The 26,856-nt window shown below is 65.3% G+C and carries 28 protein-coding genes and 1 other RNA gene; 21 read left to right on the top strand and 8 right to left on the bottom strand.

Annotated elements, in window-relative coordinates; genetic code table 11:
- The first annotated feature begins 29 nt into the window (after positions 1–29).
- From ssrS to AB6B38_RS08380, 4 genes are all read left to right on the top strand, one after another.
- A non-coding RNA gene (gene ssrS / locus AB6B38_RS08395) (6S RNA) lies at positions 30–189 on the top strand.
- A gap of 26 nt (positions 190–215) precedes the next feature.
- Positions 216–788 (top strand): 5-formyltetrahydrofolate cyclo-ligase, encoded by a 573-nt coding sequence (locus AB6B38_RS08390; RefSeq protein WP_371392407.1) that lies wholly within the window; start codon positions 216–218, stop codon positions 786–788.
- A 98-nt stretch (positions 789–886) separates the two neighbouring features.
- Positions 887–1,651, top strand: a complete 765-nt coding sequence (locus AB6B38_RS08385; RefSeq protein WP_371392406.1) for a ferredoxin--NADP reductase — start codon at positions 887–889, stop codon at positions 1,649–1,651.
- Between the two features lie 9 nt (positions 1,652–1,660).
- Entirely contained in the window at positions 1,661–2,479 is an 819-nt protein-coding gene (locus tag AB6B38_RS08380; protein ID WP_371392405.1) for a YmdB family metallophosphoesterase, read from the top strand.
- A gap of 195 nt (positions 2,480–2,674) precedes the next feature.
- Here the strand turns inward: AB6B38_RS08380 and glmM are convergent, their stop codons facing one another.
- The 8 genes from glmM to AB6B38_RS08340 form a co-directional block, all read right to left on the bottom strand.
- Positions 2,675–4,027: a phosphoglucosamine mutase gene (gene glmM / locus AB6B38_RS08375; protein WP_371392404.1), complete on the bottom strand. Its 1,353-nt coding sequence runs from the start codon at positions 4,025–4,027 to the stop codon at positions 2,675–2,677.
- 6 nt (positions 4,028–4,033) lie between these two features.
- Complete coding sequence (gene fsa, locus AB6B38_RS08370; protein WP_371392403.1) at positions 4,034–4,696, bottom strand: fructose-6-phosphate aldolase; 663 nt, start codon at positions 4,694–4,696, stop codon at positions 4,034–4,036.
- A gap of 11 nt (positions 4,697–4,707) precedes the next feature.
- Positions 4,708–5,319, bottom strand: coding sequence for a hypothetical protein (locus AB6B38_RS08365; protein WP_371392402.1), 612 nt, complete (start codon positions 5,317–5,319; stop codon positions 4,708–4,710).
- An 85-nt stretch (positions 5,320–5,404) separates the two neighbouring features.
- Positions 5,405–6,841, bottom strand: a complete 1,437-nt coding sequence (locus AB6B38_RS08360; protein WP_371392400.1) for an exopolysaccharide biosynthesis polyprenyl glycosylphosphotransferase — start codon at positions 6,839–6,841, stop codon at positions 5,405–5,407.
- Between the two features lie 69 nt (positions 6,842–6,910).
- Positions 6,911–8,146, bottom strand: a complete 1,236-nt coding sequence (locus AB6B38_RS08355) for an O-antigen ligase family protein (RefSeq protein ID WP_371392399.1) — start codon at positions 8,144–8,146, stop codon at positions 6,911–6,913.
- Positions 8,146–8,790 carry a histidine phosphatase family protein gene (locus AB6B38_RS08350; RefSeq protein ID WP_371392397.1) on the bottom strand — a complete coding sequence of 215 codons (645 nt, stop codon included), beginning with the start codon at positions 8,788–8,790 and terminating at the stop codon, positions 8,146–8,148. The genes AB6B38_RS08355 and AB6B38_RS08350 overlap by 1 nt, the downstream gene beginning before the upstream one ends.
- Positions 8,790–9,569, bottom strand: coding sequence for a 3-deoxy-manno-octulosonate cytidylyltransferase (gene kdsB / locus AB6B38_RS08345; protein ID WP_371392396.1), 780 nt, complete (start codon positions 9,567–9,569; stop codon positions 8,790–8,792). Before kdsB ends, AB6B38_RS08350 begins: the two co-directional genes overlap by 1 nt.
- The gene (locus AB6B38_RS08340) at positions 9,566–10,294 is read right to left on the bottom strand and encodes a methyltransferase domain-containing protein (RefSeq protein ID WP_371392395.1); all 729 of its coding nucleotides are present in this window, start codon (positions 10,292–10,294) and stop codon (positions 9,566–9,568) included. The genes kdsB and AB6B38_RS08340 overlap by 4 nt, the downstream gene beginning before the upstream one ends.
- A 173-nt stretch (positions 10,295–10,467) precedes the next feature.
- Between AB6B38_RS08340 and AB6B38_RS08335 the strand changes: the two genes are divergently transcribed.
- The 17 genes from AB6B38_RS08335 to tilS all read left to right on the top strand — a co-directional run bounded on the left by AB6B38_RS08335 (position 10,468) and on the right by tilS (position 26,799).
- The gene (locus tag AB6B38_RS08335; RefSeq protein WP_371392394.1) at positions 10,468–11,232 is read left to right on the top strand and encodes a YebC/PmpR family DNA-binding transcriptional regulator; all 765 of its coding nucleotides are present in this window, start codon (positions 10,468–10,470) and stop codon (positions 11,230–11,232) included.
- A gap of 27 nt (positions 11,233–11,259) precedes the next feature.
- Positions 11,260–11,880, top strand: a complete 621-nt coding sequence (gene cmk, locus AB6B38_RS08330) for a (d)CMP kinase (protein WP_371392393.1) — start codon at positions 11,260–11,262, stop codon at positions 11,878–11,880.
- A 47-nt stretch (positions 11,881–11,927) separates the two neighbouring features.
- Positions 11,928–12,755 carry an aldo/keto reductase gene (locus tag AB6B38_RS08325; RefSeq protein WP_371392392.1) on the top strand — a complete coding sequence of 276 codons (828 nt, stop codon included), beginning with the start codon at positions 11,928–11,930 and terminating at the stop codon, positions 12,753–12,755.
- Positions 12,756–12,823: 68 nt separating this feature from the next.
- A complete protein-coding gene (locus AB6B38_RS08320; RefSeq protein ID WP_371392391.1) occupies positions 12,824–13,765 on the top strand; it encodes an ArsR/SmtB family transcription factor in 942 nt (313 codons plus the stop codon).
- Positions 13,762–15,312, top strand: coding sequence for a glucose-6-phosphate isomerase (gene pgi, locus AB6B38_RS08315; protein WP_371392389.1), 1,551 nt, complete (start codon positions 13,762–13,764; stop codon positions 15,310–15,312). Before AB6B38_RS08320 ends, pgi begins: the two co-directional genes overlap by 4 nt.
- Positions 15,313–15,351: 39 nt before the next feature.
- A complete protein-coding gene (gene tkt, locus AB6B38_RS08310; RefSeq protein WP_371392388.1) occupies positions 15,352–17,337 on the top strand; it encodes a transketolase in 1,986 nt (661 codons plus the stop codon).
- A 37-nt stretch (positions 17,338–17,374) separates the two neighbouring features.
- Positions 17,375–17,872, top strand: a complete 498-nt coding sequence (gene ruvC / locus AB6B38_RS08305; RefSeq protein WP_371392387.1) for a crossover junction endodeoxyribonuclease RuvC — start codon at positions 17,375–17,377, stop codon at positions 17,870–17,872.
- The gene (gene ruvA, locus AB6B38_RS08300) at positions 17,869–18,528 is read left to right on the top strand and encodes a Holliday junction branch migration protein RuvA (RefSeq protein ID WP_371392385.1); all 660 of its coding nucleotides are present in this window, start codon (positions 17,869–17,871) and stop codon (positions 18,526–18,528) included. Before ruvC ends, ruvA begins: the two co-directional genes overlap by 4 nt.
- A gap of 142 nt (positions 18,529–18,670) precedes the next feature.
- Complete coding sequence (gene ruvB, locus AB6B38_RS08295) at positions 18,671–19,702, top strand: Holliday junction branch migration DNA helicase RuvB (RefSeq protein ID WP_371392384.1); 1,032 nt, start codon at positions 18,671–18,673, stop codon at positions 19,700–19,702.
- Positions 19,699–20,139: a tol-pal system-associated acyl-CoA thioesterase gene (gene ybgC, locus AB6B38_RS08290; protein WP_371392383.1), complete on the top strand. Its 441-nt coding sequence runs from the start codon at positions 19,699–19,701 to the stop codon at positions 20,137–20,139. The genes ruvB and ybgC overlap by 4 nt, the downstream gene beginning before the upstream one ends.
- Before the next feature lie 297 nt (positions 20,140–20,436).
- The gene (locus tag AB6B38_RS08285; protein WP_371392382.1) at positions 20,437–21,090 is read left to right on the top strand and encodes a MotA/TolQ/ExbB proton channel family protein; all 654 of its coding nucleotides are present in this window, start codon (positions 20,437–20,439) and stop codon (positions 21,088–21,090) included.
- The gene (gene tolR / locus AB6B38_RS08280) at positions 21,091–21,522 is read left to right on the top strand and encodes a protein TolR (protein ID WP_371392381.1); all 432 of its coding nucleotides are present in this window, start codon (positions 21,091–21,093) and stop codon (positions 21,520–21,522) included.
- Between the two features lie 23 nt (positions 21,523–21,545).
- Positions 21,546–22,382 carry a hypothetical protein gene (locus AB6B38_RS08275; RefSeq protein ID WP_371392380.1) on the top strand — a complete coding sequence of 279 codons (837 nt, stop codon included), beginning with the start codon at positions 21,546–21,548 and terminating at the stop codon, positions 22,380–22,382.
- 43 nt (positions 22,383–22,425) lie between these two features.
- Positions 22,426–23,781: a Tol-Pal system beta propeller repeat protein TolB gene (gene tolB / locus AB6B38_RS08270; RefSeq protein WP_371392379.1), complete on the top strand. Its 1,356-nt coding sequence runs from the start codon at positions 22,426–22,428 to the stop codon at positions 23,779–23,781.
- A gap of 114 nt (positions 23,782–23,895) precedes the next feature.
- Positions 23,896–24,405 (top strand): peptidoglycan-associated lipoprotein Pal, encoded by a 510-nt coding sequence (gene pal / locus AB6B38_RS08265; RefSeq protein WP_371392378.1) that lies wholly within the window; start codon positions 23,896–23,898, stop codon positions 24,403–24,405.
- A 247-nt stretch (positions 24,406–24,652) separates the two neighbouring features.
- Positions 24,653–25,516: a tol-pal system protein YbgF gene (ybgF, locus tag AB6B38_RS08260; RefSeq protein ID WP_371392377.1), complete on the top strand. Its 864-nt coding sequence runs from the start codon at positions 24,653–24,655 to the stop codon at positions 25,514–25,516.
- Entirely contained in the window at positions 25,507–26,799 is a 1,293-nt protein-coding gene (gene tilS, locus AB6B38_RS08255) for a tRNA lysidine(34) synthetase TilS (protein WP_371392375.1), read from the top strand. The genes ybgF and tilS overlap by 10 nt, the downstream gene beginning before the upstream one ends.
- Positions 26,800–26,856: the final 57 nt, after the last annotated feature.

Below are 26,856 nucleotides of genomic sequence, written 5' to 3'. Positions count from 1 at the left end.
CCCGTGAAGGCCCATCTTCATCCCTGTGGCGGTGACTGGAGTTCTCGTCAGGCTCTCACATCCCGGCGACCTTACATCTCTGAACGGGAGCTGCCTCTGATGCTGGCCGTGGCCTCCATCACGCGGCGCCCACCTGGTAGTCCGGGTCATCAGGGTTGTTACATAGCCAACGGCCCGTCTGGTGCCGCCACACCTTTGCCTGCCTGTACCTGCCCATGTTGAGCGGCTGGCAGAAAAACCGTCTGCGGCGCAAGGCGCTGGCGCGCCGGATCGCGCTGGCCGCGGCGCAGGGCGATGCGGGCCAAATGCTCGCCGGCCATTTTCCTGACGCCGCATGGCCCGCCGTGAACGCGGTTGTTGCCGGTTACTGGCCGGTGCGCGGCGAGATCGATCCGCGTCCTCTCATGGAGACCTTCCTGCTGGAACAGGCCCAACTTGCCCTGCCGGTGGTGATGGCCAGGGATGCACCCCTGCAGTTCCGCGCCTGGCACCCGGACGATGTGCTGGAGGCGGGCGCGTTCGGCATAGACGTGCCGGGGGCGAAACGTCCGGTGCTCACACCCACCCTCCTGCTGGTGCCTCTGGTGGCGTTCGACACGCGCTGCCACCGCATCGGCTATGGGGCGGGCTTTTATGACCGCACGCTAAGCGCACTGCGCGCCAGCGGACCTGTGGTGGCGGTCGGGCTTGCCTATGAGGGCCAGCGCGTCGCCAGGGTGCCGGCAGGGCGCCATGATGTGGCGCTGGACTATGTGGTGACGGAGGCGGGCTGCTACCGGGCAGTCTGACACCGCCGATCTCACCGGCAGGCATTGGCGAAATGGGGCTAAGCCGCTACATCCCGCACCAGATTTGCAACCGGCCCAGATGCGAGACCTCTTCCCCCATGGCAGCTTTCAGCGAACAGCGCGTCCTCTCGGTGCGCCACTGGACCGGCAGTCTTTTCTCGTTCCGCGTTACGCGCCCCGCGAGCTTCCGCTTCCGCTCCGGCGAGTTCGTGATGCTGGGCCTCAAGGTCGATGGCAAGCCGCTCCTGCGCGCCTATTCGATGGCCAGCCCGGCCTGGGATGACGGGCTGGACTTTTTCTCGATCAAGGTGGCTGACGGTCCGCTGACCTCGCGCCTGCAGGGCATCAAGGAGGGTGACGAAATCCTTCTGGGGACCAAGTCCGTCGGCACGCTGGTCCATGATGCGCTGCTGCCGGGAAAGCGGCTTTTCCTGCTCTCCACCGGCACCGGCATAGCCCCCTTTGCCAGCATTATACGCGATCCTGAAACCTATGAGCGCTTCGAGCAGGTGATCCTGACCCATACCTGCCGGGAAGCCGCCGAACTCGCCTATGGCGAGGAGCTGGTGGCATCGCTGAAAGACGATCCGCTGGTGGGCGAACATGCCCACAAGCTGGTCCACTACACCTCGCTGACGCGCCAGGATCATCCGCGCAGGGGGCGTATCACCGCGCTGATGGATACCGGCCAGCTCTGGGACGAGACGGGCGGGCCGCTGGACCCGGCAACTGACCGGGTGATGATCTGCGGCTCCATCAACATGATCAATGACTGCAAGGCGCGCGTGGAAGCGGCCGGGCTGGAGGAAGGCTCCAATGCCCGCCCCGGCGCATTTGTGGTCGAGAAGGCGTTTGTGGGATAGGAACAGACCATGCGCTTGGCGTTTTTCGGAGATGTGGTTGGCAAGTCGGGCCGCGACGTGCTGGTGGAGGAGCTCAGCGCTTTCCGTGACCGGCTGAAGCTCGATTTCGTGGTGGTCAATGCCGAGAATGCCGCAGGCGGTTTTGGCATTACCGAACGCACGGCCATCGAGCTGTTTGATGCCGGCGCGGACGTGCTCACCCTTGGTAATCACTCCTGGGATCAGTCCGAAGCGCTGACCTATATCGAGCGTGAGCCGCGCCTGCTTCGCCCGGCCAACTATCCCAGCGGTACCGCGCCGGGGCGGGGGACCGGACTCTACGAGACCAGATCAGGCGCGCGCGTCATGGTGATGAACGTGCTCCTGCGTCTCTACATGCAGCCGCTGGACGATCCGTTCGCCTGCGTGGATGAGGCGCTGTCGGCCTCGCCGCTGGGGCAGGTGGCCGATGCCATCATCGTCGATGCGCATGGCGAGGCGACGAGCGAAAAGCACGCCATGGGCCATTTCTGCGACGGGCGGGCGAGCCTTGTCGTCGGCACGCATACCCATATCCCGACCGCTGACCACCAGATACTCGCGGGCGGCACGGCCTATCAGACCGATGCGGGCATGTGCGGCAGCTATGATTCCGTGATCGGCATGGACAAGGAAGAGCCGCTGCGCCGCTTCACGACGCATATGCGCTCAGGCCGGATGCAGGCGGCCAGCGGCCCGGCAACCGCTTGCGGTGTGTATGTCGAAACCGATGACCGCACCGGGCTTGCGGTGCGCGTGGAGCCTATCCGCTTTGGCGGCGTGTTGTCGGAAGCTTTGCCGGTGGTTTGAGGAAGATAACTGTCATGGCCCGGCTTGCCTGCGCCCGCGCAGGCGGGTGTCCGGGCCAACCATGCCTGAGAGATGGCTTTTCCCTGATCCTTCGAGACGTTCGCTTCGCTCACCCTCAGGATGAGGGAAAGCACCACAAGCCCTCATGCTGAGGGCTTTCGAAGAAAGCGTCTCGAAGCACGAGGGCGTGTTACCTCAAGCCCCCTTGGTATTCTCCAGCGCCATGCAGATATCGCTCACCACCGCCTCAATCATCTTGCGGTCGCCCTCGGCCATGACGCGGATCAGCGGTTCGGTGCCGGACTTGCGCACCAGCAGGCGGCCCTTGCCGTTCAGGCGCGTCTCGCCCTCGGCAATCGCCTCTTTCACCCGTGTATTCTCCAGCGGCAGCGCGCCATTGGTATAGCGCACATTTTTGAGGATTTGCGGTGCGGGCGTGAAGACTTTCAGAAGCTGGCTGGCGGGTTTGCCAGACTCGATAAGCAAGGAGAGCACCTGCAGCGCCGCGATCAGCCCGTCACCGGTCGTGGCAAAATCGCTCAAGACCACGTGGCCGGACTGCTCGCCGCCCAGATTGGCGCCGGAGGCACGCATTGCCTCGACCACATAGCGGTCACCCACCTGTGTGCGCTGCAGCTTGATCTTCTGCTTCTCGAGATATTGCTCAAGGCCCAGATTGGACATCTGGGTGGTGACCACCGTGTCGCCATTCAGCTTGCCGCTGGCTTTCCAGGCGGTGGCCAGAAGGCCGATAATCTGGTCGCCATCAACAAGCTTGCCGCGTTCGTCGCACAGGATGACGCGGTCGGCATCACCATCGAGCGCAATGCCCAGATCCGCGCGGTAGCGCTTCACATTCTCGGCAAGGTCCTGGGGCGCGGTAGCGCCGCAATCCTCGTTGATATTGAAGCCATTGGGGCTGTTGTGCAGCGGCACGACATCCGCGCCCAGCTCCCACAGCACTTTCGGGGCCACCTTGTAGGCGGCGCCATTGGCGCAATCGATCACGATGCGAAGCCCGGCAAGGCGCATGGCGCGCGGCAGGGTGGCCTTGGCGATTTCCATATAGCGCGCTTCGGCGTCATCAATGCGCTTGGCGCGGCCGATATGTTTGGGCGAGACCAGATGATCGGCCGTATCGGCGTCCATCATGCGCTCGATTTCGAGCTCGGCTGCGTCGTCCAGCTTGTACCCGTCCGGGCCAAACAGCTTGATGCCGTTATCATGGAAGAGATTGTGCGAAGCGGTAATCATCACGCCCATATCGGCGCGCAGCGAGCGCGTCAGCATGGCCGTGGCCGGGGTCGGCACCGGTCCGAACTGGTAGACATCCATACCCGCAGAGGTGAAGCCCGCGACCAGCGCCGATTCAATCATATAGCCCGACAGGCGGGTGTCCTTGCCGATCACGACCGTATGCCGGCGGCCGTTCTCGCGCTTGAAATAGTGCGCGGCGGCCATGCCCAGACGCAGGGCGGTTTCAGCGGTCATCACCGACTGGTTGGTCGTGCCGCGAACGCCGTCTGTTCCGAAATAGCGTTTAATCATGGATGCCTACCCCTGGCTCAACCCGCTGCGCCCTGTCTTTTTCCAGTCGTCGAGAAATGCCTTCAACCCGCTATCGGTCAGTGGATGGTTCACCATTGAATCGAATATCCCCGGCGGCAGCGTGGCCGCATCGCAGCCAATTCTGGCCGCCATCTCCACATGTGTAACAGAGCGCAGGGAGGCTGCAAGAATGCCCGTTTCGTATCCGTACTGGTCATAGACCTCCCGGATGGCCTCCAGAAGGCCCAGCCCGTCGCCGCCCATATCGTCAATCCGGCCGACGAAGGGCGACACGAATGTGGCCCCGGCCTTGGCCGCCAGCAGCGCCTGGTTCAGCGAGAAGCATAGCGTGACATTGGTGGGAATGCCTTCATCGGCAAAGGTCCGGCACGCTTTCAGCCCGTCTGTCGTGAGCGGCAGCTTGACCACCACATTGTCCGCAATGGCCCGCAGGCGGCGCCCCTCTTCCAGCATGCCCTCAAAGCCCGTGGCGACGACTTCTGCCGATACCGGGCCCGGCACCACGGCGCAGATTTCCGCGATGCGCTCCATAATGTCTGCGCCCGATTTTGCGATCAGGGACGGGTTGGTGGTGATGCCGTCCACCAGCCCGCCTTCCATGCGCGCGGTGATCTGCGAGATATCTGCGGTATCGAGGAAAAGCTGCATGAGTATGGACCCTAGGAGTTGTCAGGGAGGATGAAGACGCGGATACGCCGGATCAGGATTTCCCGGTTTTCCCCTTGCGGGTCGGGCCAGATGCCAACAGCCTCGTTGAATTCCTGACCCTGGTGAACGGGCGCGTCCCACTCAAAGGAGATCGTCGAGTATTGCGGTGATATGGGCCGTTCGCGCCATCCGCTATCACCATATCCGGTCGTGAAATACGCGATCTGGACCGTATCCGGCCCGTTTGTGCCGGAGGCACGCACTTCAAACTCCACCCGGACGCGGCGCCCTGAAATGCGGGTTTCGAACGCGTCGGGCACGAAGGCGGCCACACCGGCCGACATATTGCCGGCCATCTCGAAACTGGCCGCCGAGGAGGCGCGCGTCACGGGGCCGTCGCTATGTCCGGGGTCGAAGCGGACACTGGTACCCGGCCCGTTGACAAGATCAGTGAGCGCAGCGCCCTGAAAGACCAGTTCACGCTCGCTCACGCTTGCGCCCGCATTGCGCGGCTGCATGACCAGGGCGAGCGCGATCATCAGGCCGGCCAGCGCGGCGGCTGACGGATAGAAGGCCCAGTCAGGAATATTGATCCGGCCTAGTGTGGCGAGCCTGGACATCATGGTGCCGGAACTGCCTCCCAGGCAGGGCTTGCGTTCAGAATTACGGGGTCGATGACCGCTCTTTTGGCATGGCCGGTCCCCGTTGTCACCGCCCTGACGGGATCACGATTTCCCGCAATGTCCGCACCAGGATCACGGCGTCGCGCCAGAGCGACCAGTTGCGGGCATACCAGTCATCCAGCCGGGCGCGTTCGGCAAAGCTGGTCGTGTTGCGTCCATTGACCTGCCACAGCCCGGTAATGCCGGGGCGCATGCGCACATAGGCGCTCAGCGACGGCCCGTAATCGGCCTGCTGGTCCAGCGTCATCGGGCGCGGGCCGACAAGGCTCATATCGCCCTTGAACACGTTGATGAGCTGGGGCAGTTCATCAAGGCTGAACTTGCGCAGCCAGTGCCCCGTCCCGGTAATGCGCGGGTCGTCATCCAGCTTCTTGAAGGTGTGCCACTGCGCGGCGCGTTCAGCGTCCTGCGCCAGTACTGCGGCCAGCTTCTCCTCGGCGTCGACGCACATCGTGCGGAATTTCAGGCAGCCGAACGTCTTGCCGTCCTTGCCGACACGCGGCTGGACAAACAGGGCCGGGCCGCCATCACGCCGGATCGCCCACGCGAAGGCCAGCATGGCCGGCGCGATGAGCAGCAGGCCGAGCGCGCTCGCAGCCAGATCGAAAGCGCGCTTGGCGCGCTGGGCCAGCGGGCGGTCCAGGCTGTCACCGATACGGAACACGAACCCGTCGGCAGGCGGGTAGTCGATCAGGTCGATATTCTGCGTGGGGATGCGGCCAATCGACGGCTGGTAGTAGAAGCATTCGCCGCGCGCGCTGAGCAGGCTGGCAATCCGGTTTGCGACCCCTTGGGTTGCCTCGTCCGGTGCCAGGAAGGCCGGCATGTCGTCCAGCGTATCGAGCCAGCGCGCCAGCGCCGTGTCGTCAAGCGATTGCAGGCTCTCCAGCGGGACGGCAGTGGCAGCGGCAAGTCCGTGATCGGCATTGCGCTTAAGGATCGTCAGCTGTTCGGTGCGCTGGGCGGCAGCGGTCAGCAGGGTGACGGGCTGCTCCCACTGGCCCGATGCCTCCAGCGCCGCGCGCGTGCCAAAGCGCAAAATCATCATCATCGCGGGAAGCGCCACCCACAGCACAAGCGTCGCTGTCCGCAGGCCCGGCTCGCCGCTCATCATGTGGATGGTGCCAGCGCCCAGAAGGGCGAGCAGCGATGCGGTCAGGACAGGGCGGATCTGGTTGGCGAGGCCCTGACGGGCGCGATAATGCCCGCGCGAGCGTAGCCAGAGCATGACCACGCCAAACAGGGCGAGACTGGCACCGGCATGGCGCAGCATCTGCAGATCGTCCTGCTGGGGCGAGGCCATGGGCATGGTGATGCAAAGGCAGATCGAGAAGGCCAGCAGATCGCTGAAACCGAACGCGCGCAGCACGTTTGCGCGCCGCAAGACAGGACGCAGGAGCTCGCCGGCGCTGGTCTTGCCAGCTGTGTTCAGGGCGCTGTCTGATCCATATTGATACGCCATCACGCTCTCCCGGGCAGTCCGGCGCGTTCTGCACCGGATTTTGCTCAGAAGACGCAAGAATCCTGCCGGTTAGCCGCCGGGACGGGTGCGGGCGATGAAGGCGGCGGCTATGGCAAGGGCCAGCGCGCCATGATGCCATTCCTGCCAGACGCCATAGCTGACCACTACGTTCACCGACCAGACCGTGACCGCGAACGCGATCATCATTATCACAGGCCGGGTGAGGGTCTCAGCCGAAGGCAGGGCGCGGGCAAGGGCGGCAAGCACCAAGGCGACAAGCGCCGCGCCCACCAGCCCGGTTTCAAGCCAGATGGTCAGGGCGGCGTTGTGGGCGTGCAGGGGAAGCAGATCGATCTCGTACCCGCGCAGCTCCATCGACCCGTCAATCGCACGCGCGGCGCCAATCCCGTGCCCGGCCAGCGGTGCCTCGCCAATCCGTTCAAGGGCAAACCGCCATATCTCCAGCCGCCATTCCCACGACATGGGCATGGCTGCGCCCGTCTCCGGGCTGATGAGGGCGAGCAGCCCGATAAACAGGAGAGGCCCGGCCAGGATGAAGATGGCCAGCCCGGCCAGCAATAGCCGGAGCGTCAGGGTCGGCCAGCGCCAGGCGAGTGCGGTGACTATGATGGCCGCGCCAAGTGCAACCGCATTGGCATGGACGCCGAAATCCAGCGCGATGGCGATGGTGATGATGCCGGCCAGAGCCGCCAGCGCCCGCAAGGGCGCACTGCGCTGCGTCCACAACATGATGATGGCCACACCCGCCAGCATGATGGCCGCGGTGGCGGCGCGGCTGAGCGTGGTGTTGACACGTATGTCGAGGTCCGTGCGGCCATCATCAAAGCCCTCCACCGCGAGCTTGTAGCTGCGTGACAGTTCACCGCCGGTCACGGCCTCGAGCGCCATCACACACAGGATGAAGACGGCTGAGGCGATGAGCGCGGCGCGGGCAAGCGGCAGGTCAGCGGCGCGCACCCGCGCGGCGGCCACCGGCACGATGATGTAGAGCGGCGTCAGCAGGGCCAGCTTGAGCACCTCTTCAGGATCGCGGTTGGGCGACCAGGCATAGCTGGCCGTCATCCAGACCAGCGCAAGAGCCGTCAGAAGGGTGGCCGCGCCCGGTGAGCGCAGCTGTGCCGCCAGCGTTCCGCCCGGAAAGGCGAATATGGCAAACAGGCCGGCAGCCGATGCCAGTCCCAGCCCGCCAGCGGGAACCAGCAGGGCAGATAGCACCATGACGCAGAGCCATGACCAGAGCGCCCGGTTCTCCTCGCTCAGCACGGCGCGCAGGATCTGGCCCATCAGCCTGCCCCTCCCAGCGCTTCCGGGTGCGGGGGTGCGTTCCACACCTCAAGCGCCCAGCCAGCCGGGCTGTAGGCTGCAACACTCCAGTGTCCGGTGCGCATCTTGGACGCTTCCGGCCGCCCCGGATCGCCGCCCAGCAGCGCATGAAAATAGCGCAGAATACCGTTGGACGAGATCAGCAGAACCGTATCTCCGGCTTTGGCTGCGCCCGTGATCCCCTGAAGAACCGCCTGTGCATTGGCGGCGATGTCTGCGGGCTGCGGCGTCCAGCCGGCCCCGGCAGGCACTATGGACCGTTCACGCCAGTCGTCGATGGCCTTCTCGCCCCACCTAGCGGCGATCTCGGCATCGCTGCGCCCGCCCCAGCTGCCATAGTCGATCTCGCGCAGCCGGGTATCGATTTCAATCTCGCTGTCAAAACCGCACTCGGCGGCGGCAAGCTGCGCGCCATTGGCCGTGCGCTGCAGCGGCCCGGCGATGATGCGGGCCGGGATGATACCAGCCTCTTTCAGGGCCAGGCCGAACTGTACAGACTGCACGCGGCCGGTGTCGGTGAGTGGCAAATCTTCGGCCGCGCCGACCCAGACCGGAATGTCTCCCGGTCCGAACGTATTGCCGTGACGGGCAAGGATCAGGCGCATCAGACGATCTCGCCTTCTGCGGCGATGATGCTGGCGGCGATTTCAGCGTCGCGCGGACTGTCCACCGACCATGGCGTGCGCCCCTGATAGCTGGTCAGTACAATGCGGATCGGTATGCCGTTTTCCAGAGCGCGCAATTGCTCCAGGCTTTCTGCCTTTTCCAGCGGCGTCGGCTCCATCGCCACCAGCCGGGCAAGCGTGGCAAAGCGATAGGCGTAAAGCCCGATATGCTTGTAGACGGGCGTACCGGCACTCTTTTCGCGCTGGAAGGGGATGACCGCCTTTGAAAAGTAGAGCGCGTTCATCTGCCGGTCGAAGACGACTGTTGTGCCGCCAACCTCGCCCTTCGCCTTGGCGTCGGCCATTTTCGCGTAGGCACCCTCTGACAGCGCCACAGCCGGGGTTGCCAGGGCAAGATCCGGATTGGCCGCCATCTCCGCCGCCACCGCCTCGATCACCCAGGGCGGGGTCAGCGGCGCATCGCCCTGCAGATTGATGATGACATCATCAGGTTTGGCAAAGCCCTTCACGGCCTCATAGGCGCGTTCAGTCCCGTTGCGGCAGGTTTCCGGCGTCATCACGGCCTGCCCGCCTTGCGCGGCAACGGCGTCCAGAATGCGGGCATCATCCGTGGCGACGATCACCTGGCCCACGCTGCCGGCGGCGAGCGCGAGGCGGCGCACACGCTCCACCATGGGTACGCCTGCAATCTCGTGCAGGGGCTTGCCGGGAAAGCGCGTGGAGCCGTAGCGCGCCGGAATGACGGCGATCACGCTCATGCGGCTGCGGCCGCCTGCGGCTTGCGGCCAATATAGAGCACATCGCCGCGGAACAACCCCCAGCGCGGCTCCTCCTCCGGCGGCAGGCGCCAGACCTCGACATCCAGCCCGCTGGCATCGGCAAAGCGCTGCGCGAAATCACGCCCGTAATAGCGCACATGGCCGGTATCGTCGTAATGGGCAAAGCGTTCCGCTTCGCTGATATCGGGCGCGGCCTCGAACGTCTCTTCGCGCGCCCAGTTCTGCGGCACGGTGATGATCGCCATCCCGCCCGGTGCCAGGCAGCGGCCAATCCCGGCCATCGCCTTGCGGTCATCGGGAACGTGCTCAAGTACGTGATTGGCCACCACCATGTCGACGGAGCCTTCCGGCAGGGTGATGTCGGCAATGTCCATGGTCAGGTCGGCCTTGCCGGGCACGATGTCGGCGGCCTTGTATCCAGGGTGGGCCGACAGCATCCGCTTGACGTGCTTTTCAGGCGCAAAATGCAGGATGGTGCCGAGCCGGGTGAGATCAATCTGCTCGCGCTCAAGGAAGAGGTGGATCAGCCGGTGGCGTTCGCGCGAGGAACAGTTCGGGCAGCGCCCGTCCCAGCGCGGCGGCGTCCCCAGCGCCAGAAACACGCCTTCATATCCGCAGATCGGGCATTCGCGCTTCATCTTCGGTACGGAGAACTGGCGGGGGTCCTGCAATCGCGATTGCAGCCGCTTCAACCAGATGCGCATCAGCCAAGCCTTTCGAGAGCCTGTTCAACGCATAGCCGGGAAAAGCGGCGTCCGGCAAGCCGGACGGCACTTTTTCACAACGCTGCCAGCAGCGGGTTTGCCCAAGCCCGGCCTATGCGATAGAAGGCGCGCTCCCCGCTCTGGCGGGCAGACATGTTTGCAGGAGGTTCCCCATGGCCGGGCATTCCAAATGGGCCAATATCCAGCATCGCAAGGGCCGTCAGGACAAGGCGCGCGCGAAGCTGTTTTCCAAACTCTCCAAGGAAATCACCATTGCCTCGAAAATGGGTGGCCCCGACCCGGACATGAACCCGCGCCTGCGCCTCGCCGTCGCCAACGCCAAGGGCCAGTCCATGCCCAAGGACAATATCGAGCGCGCGATCAAGAAGGGCCAGGGCGGGGATGTCGAGGAGTATTTCGAGATCCGCTATGAGGGCTTTGGCCCTGCCGGTGTCGGCCTGATCGTGGAAGCCTCCACCGACAACAAGAACCGCGCCGCCTCTGACGTGCGCGCCGCCTTCTCCAAGAATGGCGGCAATCTGGGCGAGACCGGCTCTGTCTCCTTCATGTTCGATCAGGTCGGCGAGATACGCTTCCCCCTCTCCATTGGTGACGAGGAAGCCGTTCTGGAAGCCGCTATCGAGGCTGGCGCCGAGGACGTGACGCAGGAAGAGGGCAGCGAGGATGAAGAGGGCGAACACGTCATCTTCTGTGCCCGTGAGGACCTGGCCGAGGTGAGTGAGGCGCTGGAAGGCCGCTTTGGCGAGGCCAAGTCGGCCAATATCATCTGGCGTCCGCAAAACCTGATCGAGGTGGACGGCGACAAGGCGGCCACGCTGATGAAGCTGATGGAAGCGCTCGAAGACCTCGATGATGTGTCGAATGTCTACGCCAATTTCGACATTTCCGAAGACGAGATGGGCAAGCTCGCCTCCTAGAGGGCCGCGCGACGGAGAGTGACAGGCATGCTGATTGCCGTTGATGGACCGCTGGCCTCGGGCAAGGGCACGATTGCGCGGGCGCTTTCGGCACGCTTCGACCTTCCCCATCTCGATACCGGCACGCTCTACCGCGCGGTCGCGGTGGCTGTGCTGGATGCAGGCAATGACCCGGCTGACGCTGGCGCCGCCGAGGCGGCCGCGCGCGCGCTTGATCCTGCCCGCATTGATGAAGCGAAAATCCGCACTGCTGGCGCGGGCGCTGCCGCCTCTATCGTATCGGCTCACCCCAAAGTGCGCGCGGCCCTGAAAGACGTGCAGCAGGCTTTTGCCCGCCAGCCGGGCGGCGCAGTGCTGGACGGGCGCGATATCGGCACCGTGATTGCCCCTGACGCCGATGTGAAGCTGTTCGTTACCGCCAGCGCCGAAGTGCGCGCTTCGCGCCGCTGGAACGAGCTGGTCGGGCGCGGCGAGACGGTCAGCCTGGAACAGATAATGAGCCAGCTTGCCGAGCGTGACGGGCGCGACGCCTCGCGTCCCGATGCGCCGCTGATGAAGGCCGATGATGCGGTCGAGCTGGATACGACCGACATGGATGAGGGCGAAGCCATCCGCGCCGCCATCGCCATCGTCGAGGCCGCACGCTGAGGCGAATTGCGGTTGGCAGCGCGCTTGCCGCGTTATAGCCAGAAGTCATGAACGCTTTGCCGCCCCCAGCGCTACCCTCCCGCCTCGGATTTGGTGTGTCCGGCCCGCATGGCACGGCACTGCTGCCCTCCCGCGCAACACGGATGCTTGTCGAGCAGGCGTTTGCAGGAGGGGTGCGCGTGTTCGATACCGCGCCAGCCTACGGCGCGGGCGAAGCGGAAAAGCGGCTGGGCAAGGCGCTGGCCGGCCTGCCACGCGACGAGCTTTTCATCACCACCAAGGCGGGGGTGACCAGTGCCGGTCTTGCCCGGCGCGTTCGCGACTTCTCACCTGATGGTATCGAGCGCTCCATCCGCGCCAGCCTCTCCCGGCTTGGCCTCGAGGGCGTGGACGGGTTGGTCCTGCATGGCCCGGCACCTTTAGAGCTGACCCCGGCCCTGCTGGCGCGCCTGTCTGACATGAAATCTGCCGGAGCCTTCCGCCATCTCGGCGTGGCCGGAAGGGGCGCCGAGCTGGATGCGGCGCTGGAGACCGGCGCGTTCACAATCCTAATGGCGCCGGTTCATCCTTTCATTGGCGAGGCGGCGCGGTCGCGCCTGCGGGCGGCGCGGGGCGCAGGCGTCGCTGTGATGGGAATTGAGGCCGCTGGCGATGGTCCGCCGCCCTTGCGCCCGCCGCGCAAAATGTCCGATCTCTACGCCCTTGCCCGGCGCTTGCGGTCGGGGGCGGCGGACGGTCCGCGCGCGGCCATGCCGGACGCTCTGACAGACCCTGTCCTTGACGGGCTGGCTGACTGCGTGGTGATGACCACGACCCGCAAAGAGCACCTCGCCGCCAATATCGCGGCCATGACAGCGCTGGGCGCGGGTGGCTGAATCGACTTTTCATGCGAGACTGGCTATGGCCGGTGGACGGATGAGTCTTCCCAACTGACAGGGTGCCGATGCACGCAGAGTTGCTGACCAAGCTGAAGGCACTGGGCGAGCCGACCCGGTTGCGTATCGTCACCTTGCTGCTGCGCGGCGAGCTGACGGTCAGCGAGATCATGCAGGTGCTGGGGCAGAGCCAGCCGCGCGTCAGCCGCCATCTCAAACTCCTGGCCGATGCCGGGCTGTGCGAGCGCTATCCCGAAGGGGGCTGGGTGTTCTACCGGCTGGCCCGTTCACGCGTGGGCGAACGCCTTGCTGCGCTGCTCGAAGAGATGGAGCGCAGCGATGATGTGGAAGTCGCGCGCGATCTGGCGCGTCTGAGCGAGGTGCGCCGCCTGCGCGCCGAGACCGCGCAGAAATATTTCGAGGTCGCCGCCGAACAATGGGCGCGTATCCGCGGCCTGCACTTCTCCGAAGAGGCGGTAGAGGCTGCCATGCTGAAAGCGGCAGGCGAACGTCAATTCCGCCTGCATCTGGATGTCGGCACAGGCACGGGCCGCATGCTGGAGATTTTCGCCGACCGGGCGGAGGACGGCATGGGTGTCGATCTCAGCCGCGAAATGCTCACCGTCGCGCGCTCCAAGATGAGCGAGGCGGGGCTGGCTAACCGTCTGGTGCGTCAGGCCGATGCGACCGCCCTGCCGCTGGAGACCGGCTCTGCCGACCTCATCACCGTGCATCAGGTCCTCCACTATATCGCCCAGCCGCAGCGTGCGCTGGCTGAGTGGGCGCGCGTGCTGGCACCGGGCGGGCTCCTGCTGCTCGCGGACTTTGAGGCCCACGACTTTGAGGGTTTCCGCGCCGAATACCATCACGCCCATCTGGGCTTCCAGCAGGCAGAGTTGCGCGCCTGGCTGGAAGGGGCGGGGCTGCAGCCGCTGGGTATCGATCCGCTTGAGGCCGCAAACCGCGATGGCGGGCTGACCGTGCTGATATGTTCGGCGACGAAGGCATGAGCGCGCCTCCGATGGATATCGCCCGCCAGCTTGCACCGCATGTGAAGCGCCTTGCAGGCGAACCGCTCGGCGCTCTGGTGCGCGCGGGCGGGCAGCGTGACGCGGCCCTGCAATGGCAGGCCGGTACTGTGACGCTCGATGCCCGTCATCAGCGCCTTGATACGGATGCGATGGACGCGCTTTTCGCACTGGCTGAGGCGCGAGGGTTCGACGCCGCGCGCGCCGCGCTGCTGTCTGGCGATATCGTCAATCCGACAGAAGAGCGTCCCGCGCTTCATTCGGCGCTGCGTGATGCCTCCGCGCTGAAAGACCGGGCGCTGGCGGCACGTATCGAGGCGGCGCGTGCGCGCACGGCGGCCTTTGCGCGGGCCTGTCAGGGCACGGATGCGCCGGGCGGCAAGCCGGTCACGCGCATCATCAATATCGGCATTGGCGGGTCTGATCTGGGCCCGCGCCTCGTTTACAGCGCCATGAAGGCGTTCCGCCGCGAGGGCGTCGATCTGCGCTTCGTGTCCAATCTGGACCCGGCAGATCTTGAGGATGCCATTGAGGGCGCGGACCCGGAAACGACGCTGGTCTGTGTCACGTCAAAATCCTTCACCACGTCCGAAACCCTGATGAATGCGCGCGCGGCCAAGGCGTGGCTGGCGGCAAGCCTTGGCGAAGAGGCGGCCAATGCCCGCATGGCTGCTGCCACGGCTGCGCCCGACAGGGCGGAAAGCTTTGGCATTGCACCGGCGCGCATCTTCCCGTTCGAGGAAGGCGTGGGCGGGCGCTACTCCTTCTGGTCGGCAGCCGGGCTGTGCCTTGAGATCGTGCTGGGGCCGGAGGTGTTTGCGCGTATCCTCGAAGGCGCGCGCCAGATTGACGCGCATTTCGCAGCCGCTCCGGCGAAAGACAATCTGCCGCTGGCCAAGGCGCTGATCGATGTGTGGAACCGGGCCGGGCGCGGCCTGCTGTCGCGCTGCGTCGCCGCCTATTCAACGCGTCTGGAGCTTCTGCCCGCCTATCTGCAACAGCTGGAAATGGAAAGCCTCGGCAAGGCGGTGCGGCTCGATGGCTCGGCCCTGCCCGCGCATTCCGGCGGCCAGCTTGTCTGGGGCGGCAAGGGGTCTGACGTCCAGCACTCCTTCTTCCAGTGGCTCCACCAGGGCGTGGACGAAGTACCGGTCGATTTCATTGCGGTACAGGCGCTTTACGCCAGCGGGGATGAGCGTGCAAAGGCGCTGGGCGCCAATCTGGTGGCCCAGACGGCGGCGCTTCTGGACGGACATCAGGGCGAGGGCGATCTGGCCGCCCACAAGACCCTGCCCGGCGGGCGCGTCAGCTCTGTCATCATGCTTGAATGCCTTGACCCGGAAGGGCTGGGCGCGCTGATCGCCGTCCATGAACACAAAGTGTTCTGCGAGGGGCTGATCTACGGCCTCAACCCGTTCGACCAGTGGGGGGTAGAGCTGGGCAAGCGGCTCACAACCGATCTCCTCGAAGGTAATCACAGCCGGTTTGACCGTGCCAGTCTTGACCTTGCCCGGCTATTCAGGCTTTGACGCCGCCATATTCGCGAAACTCACCAGAGGCCCATCCCCATGACCGCTCCTGATCTTGACCGTATCCGTCCGATGGCCAATGCGGTCCGGGCCCTGTCGATGGACGCTGTCGAGAAGGCCAAGTCCGGCCATCCGGGCATGCCGATGGGCATGGCCGACGCGGCGGCGGTGCTCTGGGGCAAGCATATCAAGTTCGATCCGGCTGATCCGCAATGGCCCGACCGGGACCGGTTCGTGCTGTCGGCGGGCCATGGCTCCATGCTCATCTACTCCATCCTGCACCTGATCGGGGTGGACGGGGTAACCATCGATGAGCTGAAAAACTTCCGGCAGCTCGGCTCGAAAACGCCCGGCCACCCGGAGTTCGGCCACACGCCCGGCGTCGAAACCACCACCGGCCCGCTGGGGCAGGGCATTTCCACCGCTGTCGGCATGGCGCTGGCCGAGCGTATCCTCAATGCGCATTTCGGCGATGCGCTGGTCGATCACCATACCTGGGTGATCGCATCAGACGGCGATTTGCAGGAGGGGATCAGCCAGGAAGCCATTTCGCTGGCAGGCCATTTGAAACTCAACCGCCTCATTGTGCTGTGGGACGACAATTCCATCTCCATTGATGGCTCGACCGAGCTCTCCGATACGGTCGATCACAAGACGCGCTTTGAAGCGGCGGGCTGGGATACGCTCAGCGTCGATGGCCATGATCCCGCAGCAGTGGACGCGGCGCTGACGCGCGCCAAAGCCAGTGACCGCCCGGTCCTGATCGCCTGCCGCACCACGATTGGGTATGGTGCACCGAAAAAGGCGGGCACTGCCGGTTCGCACGGCTCGCCGCTGGGTGCAGAAGAGATCGAAGGCGCAAGGAAGGCGCTCGGCTGGGAGCACGGCCCGTTCGAGGTGCCGGAAAACATCTATGCCGACTGGCAGGAAATGGCCACGCGCAGCGCCGCCGCCCGCAAGGCGTGGAATGACCGTCTGGCGGCATCGAATGTGCGCGATGCCTTCATCGCGCGCATGGCCGGCGGCGTGCCAAAGGCCGCGCAGGAAGCGCTGAAGGCGCACATTGCCAAAGTGGTGGCCGAAAAGCCCAAGCTCGCTACGCGCGCCGCGTCCGGCAAGGTGCTCGAAGCGATTGCGGCGGACTATCCCGCGCTGATCGGCGGCTCGGCAGACCTCACGGGCTCGAACCTGACCAAGGCGAGCTCGCAGGCCATCATCAGGTCTGACGATTTCTCCGGCGGCTACATCCATTACGGCGTGCGCGAGCATGGCATGGCCGCCGCGATGAACGGGATGAGCCTGCATGGCGGGATCACGCCCTATGGCGGCACCTTCCTGATCTTTTCTGATTATTGCCGCCCGGCGATCCGCCTGTCTGCGCTGATGAACCAGAGCGTCATCTATGTGCTGACCCACGATTCCATCGGGCTGGGCGAAGACGGCCCGACCCACCAGCCGGTCGAGCACCTCTCGGCCCTGCGCGCCATTCCGGGTGTTGAAACCTGGCGGCCCTGCGACGCGCTGGAGACAGCCGAAAGCTGGTCCTGCGCGCTGGAGCGCAATGACGGCCCGGCCATCCTCGCCCTGTCGCGTCAGGGTGTGCCGCATCTGCGCGAGGATGACGGATCGCAAAACCTCTCCGCACGCGGTGCCTATGTGCTGCGCGAGGCCGAAGGCGGTGCGCCGCAAATTGTGCTGATCGCCACCGGCACCGAAGTGGAACTGGCCGTGCAGGCGCGTGACATGCTGGCCGACAAGGGCGTGAAGGCGCGCGTGGTTAGTGCGCCCTCTCTGGAGCGCTTCCTCAAACAGGATGATGCCTATAGCGCCTCGATCCTGCCGGACGGCGTGCCATGCGTCGCCGTCGAAGCTGCAATCCGCTGGGGCTGGGATGCCATCATTGGCCGCGAGGGCGGATTTGTCGGCATGACAGGCTTTGGCGCGTCCGCACCTGCCGAACAGCTCTATGAGCATTTTGGCATCACGGCGGAGCGTGTCGTCGAGGAAGCGCTCAAGCGGGTCTGACGCTCGAAGGGCGGGGGCAATCCTGTATGCTCGCCCGATGAGCCAGACGATTCGCATTCTTGGCATTGATCCGGGCCTTGCGGCCACCGGCTGGGGCGTGATCGACCAGACCGGCACGCGCCTGTCTCTGGTGGCCCACGGCGTCATCAAGGCGCCGGTGAAAGCGCCGTTGCCTGAACGTCTGGAAGCGATCTTTGCCGCCGTGGAGGCATTGGTGGCGCAGTACACGCCCCATGAGGCGGCGGTAGAAGACCAGTTCGTCAGCGCGAACGCAGGCACAGCCCTGAAGCTGGGGCAGGCGCGCGCAGCCGCGATCCTGCCTGCCGCGCGGGCGGGTTTGAGCGTTGCCGAATATGCGCCGCGTCTGGTGAAGAAGTCTGTCGTCGGCACAGGCGCGGCAGAGAAGGGGCAGGTGGCCGCCATGATCGCCGTCATCCTGCCGGGCAGCCGCGCCACGGCGGACGCCGCCGATGCTCTGGCGGTGGCGATCTGTCATGCGCATCATCGCGGTTCGATAGCGAGGATGAGCGCATGATCGGGATGCTCAAAGGCGTGGTGGTGGCGCTCGGCGATGAGGATGCCGTCATCGATGTCGGCGGGGTGGGCTATCTCGTCTCGCTTGGCAGCCGCGCGCGCTCGCGCCTGGAGTTCGGCACCGGCATCACCCTGCATATCGAGACCTATGTGCGCGAGGATGCGTTCCGGCTGTTCGGCTTCCTGACCGAAGCGGAACGCGCCTGGTTCGTGCGCCTGCAGGGTGTGCAGGGCGTTGGCGCGAAGCACGCCCTGGCGCTGCTGGATGCCGTTTCGGCTTCGGGCATCGAGACCGCGGCGGCGCTCGGCGATGCGTCGGCTTTTGAACGCGCCAAGGGGGTGGGTAGAAAGCTCGCTGAGCGCATCGCGGTGGAATTGAAGGGCAAGGCGCCGCCTGCGCGCCGGCGCTCCCAGAAGGACTCTGAGAGCCTTGTGGAGGCATTGTCCGATGGCGACACTCCGGCGGTTGTTGCCACGCCCGCAGCCGCTCCCGAAACCGAAGATGACGATGCCCGCGAAGTGGCGATCAGCGCGCTCGTCAATCTGGGCTATGGCGAGAGTGAAGCGCGCCACGCGGTCGCGCTCGCCATCACCGCCAACCCCCAAGCCGGCGAGACCATGCTGATCCGCGCCGCTCTGAAGGAGCTGGCACGGTGAGGGGCGTCACATGCTTTTTCTCCCCCCGTTTACGGGGGGAGTGGCCTGAAAGGCCGAGGGGGGGATTGTTCAAGAAAGCTCCCCCCTCCGTCAGCTACGCTGACACCTCCCCCGTGAACGGGGGAGGAAAGAGAGGGATGCGATGACCGACGCAGACCGCATCATCTCGACCGAACCCGCGCCCGGAGACGGGCGCGACAAGGCGCTGCGCCCTTTGAGCTTTGACGAGTTCGTCGGCCAGCGCGCGGCCATCGATAATCTCAAAGTTTTCGTGAGCGCTGCCGCCAGCAGGGGCGAAGCGCTTGATCACGTGCTGCTTTCCGGCCCGCCCGGGCTTGGCAAGACCACGCTGGCGCAGATCGTGGCGCGAGAGCTCGGCGTCAATTTCCGCGCCACTTCCGGCCCCGTCATCGCGCGTGCAGGCGATCTCGCCGCGATCCTCACCAATCTGGAAGAACGCGACGTGCTCTTCATCGACGAAATCCACCGCCTGCTGCCGGTGGTGGAGGAAATCCTCTACCCCGCCATGGAGGATTTCGCGCTGGACCTTGTGATCGGGGAAGGGCCTAGCGCGCGCACGGTGCGCATCGATTTGCCGCCCTTCACGCTTGTTGGCGCGACCACGCGGGCAGGCCTTCTTGCCACGCCCCTGCGCGACCGGTTCGGCGTGCCGGTGCGGCTGGAATTTTATGGCGAGAAGGAACTGACCAGCATCGTCACCCGCGCCGCCGGAAAGCTCGGCGCGGCCATAGAGCCAGACGGCGCGCGAGAGATTGCCCGCCGCGCCAGAGGCACGCCGCGCGTGGCAGGCCGCCTGCTGCGCCGGGTGCGCGACTTTGCCGAGGCCGATGGCGAGACCAGCATTTCGGCGAAGGTCGCCGACCTGGCCCTGAAACGCCTTGAGGTGGACGAGGTCGGTCTCGACAGCCTCGACCGGCGGTATCTGCGCGTCCTCATCGAAGGCTTTGCCGGCGGGCCTGCGGGCGTGGAGACGCTGGCGGCTGCCTGTGCCGAGGCGCGCGATGCGCTCGAAGAAGTGGTCGAGCCTTTCCTGATCCAGCAGGGCTTCATCCAGCGCACGCCACGCGGCCGTATCGCCGCCCCGCGCGCCTGGACGCATATGGGGCTGGAGCCGCCGCGCACTTCGCCGGACCTCTTTGGGGGCGATAAATGAGCGCGCCGGAGGCCGGACGCTGGCAGGGCGGCGCGCATTATCTCCCCGTCCGGGTCTATTACGAGGACACGGATTTTACCGGCATCGTCTATTACGCGAACTATCTCAAATTCTTCGAGCGCGGGCGTACCGATGCGCTTCGTACGGCGGGCCTCAGTCATGCCGAGCTTCTAAAAGCCGATCCGCCGCTGGGCTTTGCGGTGCGCAAGGTGATTGTGGAGTATCACGCCCCCGCCCGCATCGATGACGCGCTAACCGTGGAAACCCGTTTCGCCAGCCTCTCCGGCGTGCGCATGCAGATCGAGCAGGCGATCACGCGCGACGGGGTTTTACTCGCCAGCGCCGAGGTGGAAGCGGTCTGCATCGATATGGAGGGCCGCCCCAAGCGCTTGCCTGCGGGCCTGAAGGATGCGCTGGGACGCGTGGGGGCGGGCTGACTCCTTCATCCTTCGAGACGTTCGCTATCGCTCACCCTCAGGATGAGGGAAAAGCGCAATGAAAGCCCTCATCCTGAGGGGCCGTCAGGCCGTCTCGAAGGACGAGGGCTGCTTTCACCCCCACTGCAAATTCCAACGCGCCCTTAACCCTTCCTCCTTCAAATCGCCCCAATCGGATCAGAGAAAGTTCGCCGGGAACATGTGAGGGCGGGTTTTGAGCGTGTCAGGCTTGGCTTGTGTTTTGCGCGCGGCTAAGCAACGTGCTCATCCGTTTGCCGGGAGTGTGAGGGAACCGCCATGGATAGCGTCGCCGTAGAGCTGGCCCAGCCAGCGCAGGAACTGACTATTTTCTACCTTTTCATGCGCGCCGATATCATCGTGAAGGCGGTGATGGCGATCTTGCTGTTCATGTCCGTCTGGTCATGGGCGGTGGCCATCGAGAAATTCCTGCAGTTCCGCAAGGCGGCCTCGCAGGCAGCCCGCTTCGAGGACGATTTCTGGGCTGGCGGCTCGATTGACGATCTCGCTAACCGCTATGCGCGCAACCCCAAAGACCCGTTCAGCCGGGTGCTGGCCGCTGCGCTGCGTGACTGGGACAGCTTCTCTGTCGCGCGCTCAGGCGGGGCAGAGGCCAACCGGGAGCTGACCCGGATGGAGCAGGGTCTTGGCATTCTCGCCATTGTCGGCTCGTCCGCGCCCTTTATCGGCCTGTTCGGCACGGTGTGGGGGATTATGAACTCCTTCCGCTCCATCGCCGCATCGCGCGACACCAATCTGGCCGTCGTGGCGCCGGGTATCGCAGAGGCGCTGTTTGCAACGGGTCTGGGCCTTGTGGCTGCCATTCCGGCGGTGATTTTCTTCAACGCGCTCTCCTCCCAGCTCGCCAAATACGCCGTCCGGCTGGAAGGCTTTGTCGACGATCTGTCCGCCCTCGCAGCGCGGGAGGGATAGATGGCCGGTCCGGTCGATATGGGCGGCCGCAGGAGCAGCCGCCGCTGGAAGCCCAAGGCAGAGATCAACATCGTGCCTTACGTCGATGTGATGCTGGTGCTGCTGATCGTGTTCATGGTCGCAGCCCCGCTGCTGACCGTCGGCGTGGATGTGAACCTGCCCGACACCGAAGCGCGGGCGATGACCACGTCGGAAGAGCCGCTGACCATCACCATCCAGGCCGATGGCTCGATCTTCCTGCAGGAAACGCGGGTCGGCTTTGACGAGCTGGTGCCGCGTCTGGAGGCGATCTCGCGGACGGGGTCTGAGGCGCGGGTCTATATCCGCGCGGACGAGGCGGTGGGCTATGGTGAGGTCATGCGCGTGATGGCGCGCGTGTCATCGGCTGGCTACGCCAATATCGGTCTTGTGACCGATCCGTTGAACCAGTAGCAGGAAAGCGTTTTTTAAGCGTCATGCGCTCGTTTGCCAGCTTCATCCTATCGCTGGTGCTGCACCTCTCGCTGTTTGCGAGCGCGTTCATCTATTTTCCCCGTTCTGCCAGCCAGCTCGACAGTGAGAGCGTGCTGGTTCCCGTCGAGCTGGTAACGCTGGCGGACACGACCAATATACGCGCGGCGGCTCCCGATCCGGTGCCGGAACCCGAACCGGAAGTGATCGAGCGCCCGCAGCCCGTAGCGCCCGAACCAGAGCCAGAGCCGCAGGTTTCCGAACCTGAGCCCATTCCGCTGCCGCCCAGCGAAGAGCCCCAGCCCGAACCCGAACCGGAGCCGGTACGCGAACCGGAACCCGACCCCGTTCCGCCCCAGCCTGAACCTCAACCTGAGCCGCAGCGCCCGCAGCCGCGTCCCCAGCCGCAACAGCAGCAGGGGCTTGATCTGGATGCGCTCTCCAGCCTGGTGGACCGTTCGCGCCAGCAGAGCGCGCAGAACCGGCCCGCCGACGAGGGTGAAACCCGCCAGGGCGCCGGGGCCGGAACGGCGATGACGGCTACCATGTCCGATCTCTTCCGCAGCCAGACTTCGCGCTGCTGGCGTGAACCCTCCGATGCGCCGGACCCTGCTTCCTTGCGCGTGTCGGTTGAGGTGCAGCTGGAGCGCGACGGGTCATTGAGCGCGCCGCCAAGGCTGGTCGATGCCAACCGCGTTCTCGGTTCGCCCAACCCCTATATGCGCCTCGCCGGTGAGCGGGCTGTGCGCGCCGTGATCGAATGTGCGCCCTACACCATGCCCGCCGGCCAGTATCAGCAATGGCGCCGCATTACGGTCAATTTCGAGCCGTCCAATCGGTAGTTATGGTACAAACACAAACCGCCTGAACGACAGGAGCTAACAGATGCGTTTTCTGGCCCGCCTAGCCGCCATGTTCGCCATGATTGCAGCGCTTGCGGCGCCTGCGCTTGCCCAGTCGGGCAGCCCGCTTGTCGTGACCGTCACAGACGGCAATGTCGATCCTTTCCCGATCGCGATTACCGACTTCATTGCGCAGGACGCGCAAAGCGCCGAGACGGGCGTCGACATTGCGCGGGTGGTGACCAATAACCTGGCCAATTCGGGCCTGTTTGCGCCCGTGTCCCAGGACGCCTTTATCGAGGACATCACCAATATCGATCTCAGGCCCCGTTTTGCCGACTGGCGGCTCATCAATGCCTCCGCCCTTCTGGTCGGCCGGGTCAGCATTGACGATCAGGGCCGGCTGCTGGTGGCTTTCCGTCTCTGGGACACGGCTGCCGAGCAGCAGCTTCTGGGCATGCAGTTCACCTCGGTGCCGGAAAACTGGCGCCGCCTGGCTCACAAGGTTTCCGACGCGGTCTATGAGCGGCTTACCGGCGAGAGCGGCTTTTTCGACACGCGCATCGTCTATGTGTCCGAAGGCGAGGGGCCGGATGGCGAGCCGACGCGCCGCCTGGTCATCATGGATCAGGACGGGGCCAATCCCTCCTTTCTGACTGACCGCTCCTATATGGCGCTCCTGCCCAACTACTCCCCGACCAGCCAGCAGATCACCTATGTCTCATTCCGTGACCTGCAGGCGACCAGCTATCTCTACGATCTGCAGACCGGCCGTCAGGAAGCGCTGTTTGACAGCAGCAATGCAGCCATCACCGGCGGCGGGCAGTCTCTCTCGGCGCGCTTCCACCCCAATGGGCGTGAGCTTGTGATGTCGGTTGAGCGCCGCGGCCGCCATGATCTTTACGGATTTGACCTGCGCACGCGCGCGCTGCGCCAGCTGACCAGCAATCCGTCTGATGACACCGAGCCGACCTATTCGCCCGATGGCCGCCAGATCGCGTTCGCCTCAAACCGTTCGGGCCAGCCGCAGATTTATGTGATGAACGCTGACGGCACCGACCAGCGCCGGATCAGCTTCGGGCCGGGCCGCTATACCAGCCCGGTCTGGTCTCCGCGCGGTGATCTGATCGCCTTCATCAAGCAGCAGGGCTCGATGTTCTCGCTGGGCGTGATGCGTGCCGATGGCTCTGGTGAGGAACGCATTCTCTATGACGGGTATTTTGTAGATACACCTGCCTGGTCGCCCAATGGCCGCATGCTATTGTTTACGCGTGGCGACTATTCCACGACCGGGACGCGCTACGCGATCTGGAGCGTGGATCTGGGCGGGTTCAACCTGCGCCGGCTGCCTACCCAGGGGGCCGCGTCCGATGCTGCCTGGTCGCCACTGCTGGATTGATCTGGCAGCAGAAAATAGTTCGCGCACCCATATCGATTTGCCTTCGAATGTGGTGTATGGAGGAACAGGCCGTGCAGGCGTGCTGCACGGACACTATTGAGGGACTTAGCTCCGATGAAACTCGCTCCGTTCGCTGCTCTGGCAGCGTGCAGCCTTCTCGTAACCGCCTGCGCCAGCCGCCCGGATGAAACCCCGGTCGTGCCGGAAACCAATACTGGCGGCGCCACCGACACCCGCACCACCGGCCCTGTGCCCGGTTCGATCGCGGACTTCGAACAGAATGCGGGCGACCGCGTTTTCTTCGGTCTCGACCGCTTCGATCTGGACAACGCCTCGCGCGAAACCCTGCGCCGTCAGGCTGCGTGGCTTGCCCAATACCCCGGCACCCGCATCCTCATCGCCGGCAATTGCGACGAGCGCGGTACGCGTGAATACAACCTCGCGCTTGGCGCCCGCCGTGCAAACTCGGTGCGTGACTTCCTGGTCAGCCAGGGCGTCGACGCCTCGCGCATCTCGACAGTCTCTTACGGCAAAGAGCGTCCGTCCTGCACCCAGTCCACGGAATCGTGCTGGGCCCAGAACCGGAACGGCATCACTGTCGTGACCTCTGGCGCGGTGTCCTAGGGCCTGTCCTAGTCAACGGGTAACCCCGTTGCCACTGCGGAGCTTAAAGGCTCGCCGGCATGATCTTCCGGTCATGCTGGCGGGCCTTTACTATGTCCGGGGTCTGCCCGCAGGGGCGCAGACCGGCCGGGCCAGACAGGCCATGCCGCAATTTCGCCCCTTGCATTCGTCACGCTTGGCCCTTGACCGGGCGCGGCTGACGCGCGATTCCGGTTGGTGATGGATTTTGTTTTCCAGAGGTGATGGCATGCGCTGGCTCGTTTCTCTCCTGATTGGCTTTGGTCTCCTTGCGGGGACGGCCCATGCCCAGTCCAGCCGGGCATTGACCATGCGCATGGACGCCATAGAGGCGCGCCTGAACGAGATGGAGCAGCAATCGCTCGCCGGTGATCCGGTGGCCGAAAGCCTGCTAATGCGGGTCGAGGCGCTGGAGCGCGAGCAGCGCTCCCTGACCGGTGAGCTGGAAACGCTGACCTTCGAGAACCGGCGCCTGCGTCAGGAAGTCGACCGGCTCAACACCGCCATGCGCCGCCTTTTGTCCGGCGAGGATGGCGAACTGGCCGTCACCGATCCGGACAACCCCCATGCGGATGCGCGTGCCGCCGCGACGCGGCCCCTGAGCCTTCAGGGCAGCAATCTGCCGGCCACACGCGCAGACGCGGAGGCTGCGGCCGCGTCTTCCGGTGCTGCAGAATCCTCCAGCCGCGAAGCGGCCTCTGCCCCGTCTGATCCTGATGAAGCGTTTGCGCGTGCGCGCTCACGCCTTCTCGACGGTGATTTTGCCGGTGCGCAGGAACGTTTTGCCAGTTTTGTCGAGGTCTATTCCGCACATCCGATGACCGGTCAGGCATGGTACTGGCTGGGTGAAACCCATTTTGCCCAAGGCGATTATCAGGACGCGGCAGACGCCTATATGTCCTCGCTGCGCGCTGACCGGCGCGGTGAGCGCGGACCCGATGCGCTGGTGCGTCTGGGCGCATCACTGGCGGCGATGGACCAGCGGGCCGCCGCCTGCAACGTGCTTGGCTCCTTCTCCCAGGAATACCCCAATGCCGGCGCGGATGCGCGCCAGCGCGCCGAGCGGGAGCGTTCGCGGGCAGGGTGCCGCTAGAGTCTGACCTTACCGAGGGCGCACGCGCGGTTTCGCGCCTGTGCCCGGCAGGTCCGCTGGTGCTGGCTCTGTCGGGCGGGGGCGATTCCATGGCGCTGGCCTGCCTGATGGCGGGCGAGGCGGCCCGTTCAGGCCGCGAACTTCATACCCTCATCGTAGATCATCGCTTGCGGCCGGAGAGCGCAGACGAAGCCGCTCTGGTGGCTCAGCGGGCCGAGGCGCTGGGCGCAAAAGCGCACATTCTCGTCTGGAATACACCCGCCCCCGGACAGGGCGCCGCCCGGCGCGCGCGCCATGGGCTTCTGGCTGATGCAACGCGCCAGCTCGGTGCAAGCAGCCTGTTTCTCGCGCACACCGCAGACGATGTTATCGAAACGCTTCTGATGCGCCTGTCGCGTACCGCCGCTGGCTGGCGCGCGCTCGCCGCGATGGGAGAGTCCGGTCCCAGCCCGGCCTGGCCGCAGGGGCGGGGCGTACGCCTGGCGCGCCCTCTGGTGCGCGTATCGCGGGCGGCCTTGCGCGACTATCTCAAACGTGAAGGCGTGGACTGGGTGGACGACCCCTCCAACGCCAATCGCGCGTTCGAGCGGGTCCGCATCCGGGCCGCTGCGCCGCTGCCCGCCAGCCAGGCGGGGCGGAGGCTTCTTGCGCTCAACGATGCGGCGCTGGCGGCAGACCGGGCGTCACGCCGCGCAGCACGTCAGCTGCTGGCCGCTATCGCCGATATCCTGCCTTGGGGCGGTGCAGCGCTGGATGGCGGGCGTCTGGCAGCCGCCCCGCGCGAGGCGGGCTTGCGGGCGTGCGAGGCGCTGATACTGGCGGTCAGCGGTGAACAGGCCATGCCGGGGCCGGACAATGTCTCCGGCCTGCTGGACGCATTGCAAGCGGGCCGCGCGTTCAGCGCTGCGGGCGTATTGCTGACGCGTGAGGGCGTGATCGGGCGTGATCCGGGCGCTGTGGCGGGGCGCGCCGATGGACGCCGGGGCGTTGGCGCGCTGCATGTAAAACCGGGTGATTGCGGCGTGTTTGATGGCCGGATGCTGGTGTGCGCAGGCTCGGCGCCCCTGATCGTGAAGCCTTTGCTGGAGCAAAACCGCGTCGTGGAGGGCGTGCCTGCCCGATTGCGGCCATCTCTGGCGGTTATCGAGAGCGAAGGGCGCAGCGTGATTGCCGGGCTGGAGACACCGCCGGGAGACGGCGCGGCTGGCGCACTGATTGCAGACCGGCTGGAGGGATTGCTGGGTGTGTCCGCAAACGGCACGGCAGGCGAAAACAGTGTATGATGTGCGGCAGCTGGCCGCGCAGGGCTGGCGAAAACGCGTACGCCGTCCAATATTGAG

The sequence above is a fragment of the Glycocaulis abyssi genome, from assembly GCF_041429775.1.
Classification (GTDB): domain Bacteria; phylum Pseudomonadota; class Alphaproteobacteria; order Caulobacterales; family Maricaulaceae; genus Glycocaulis; species Glycocaulis abyssi.
The sequence above is the reverse complement of the archived record's forward strand: the minus strand, read 5'-3'. Positions and strand labels throughout refer to the sequence as shown.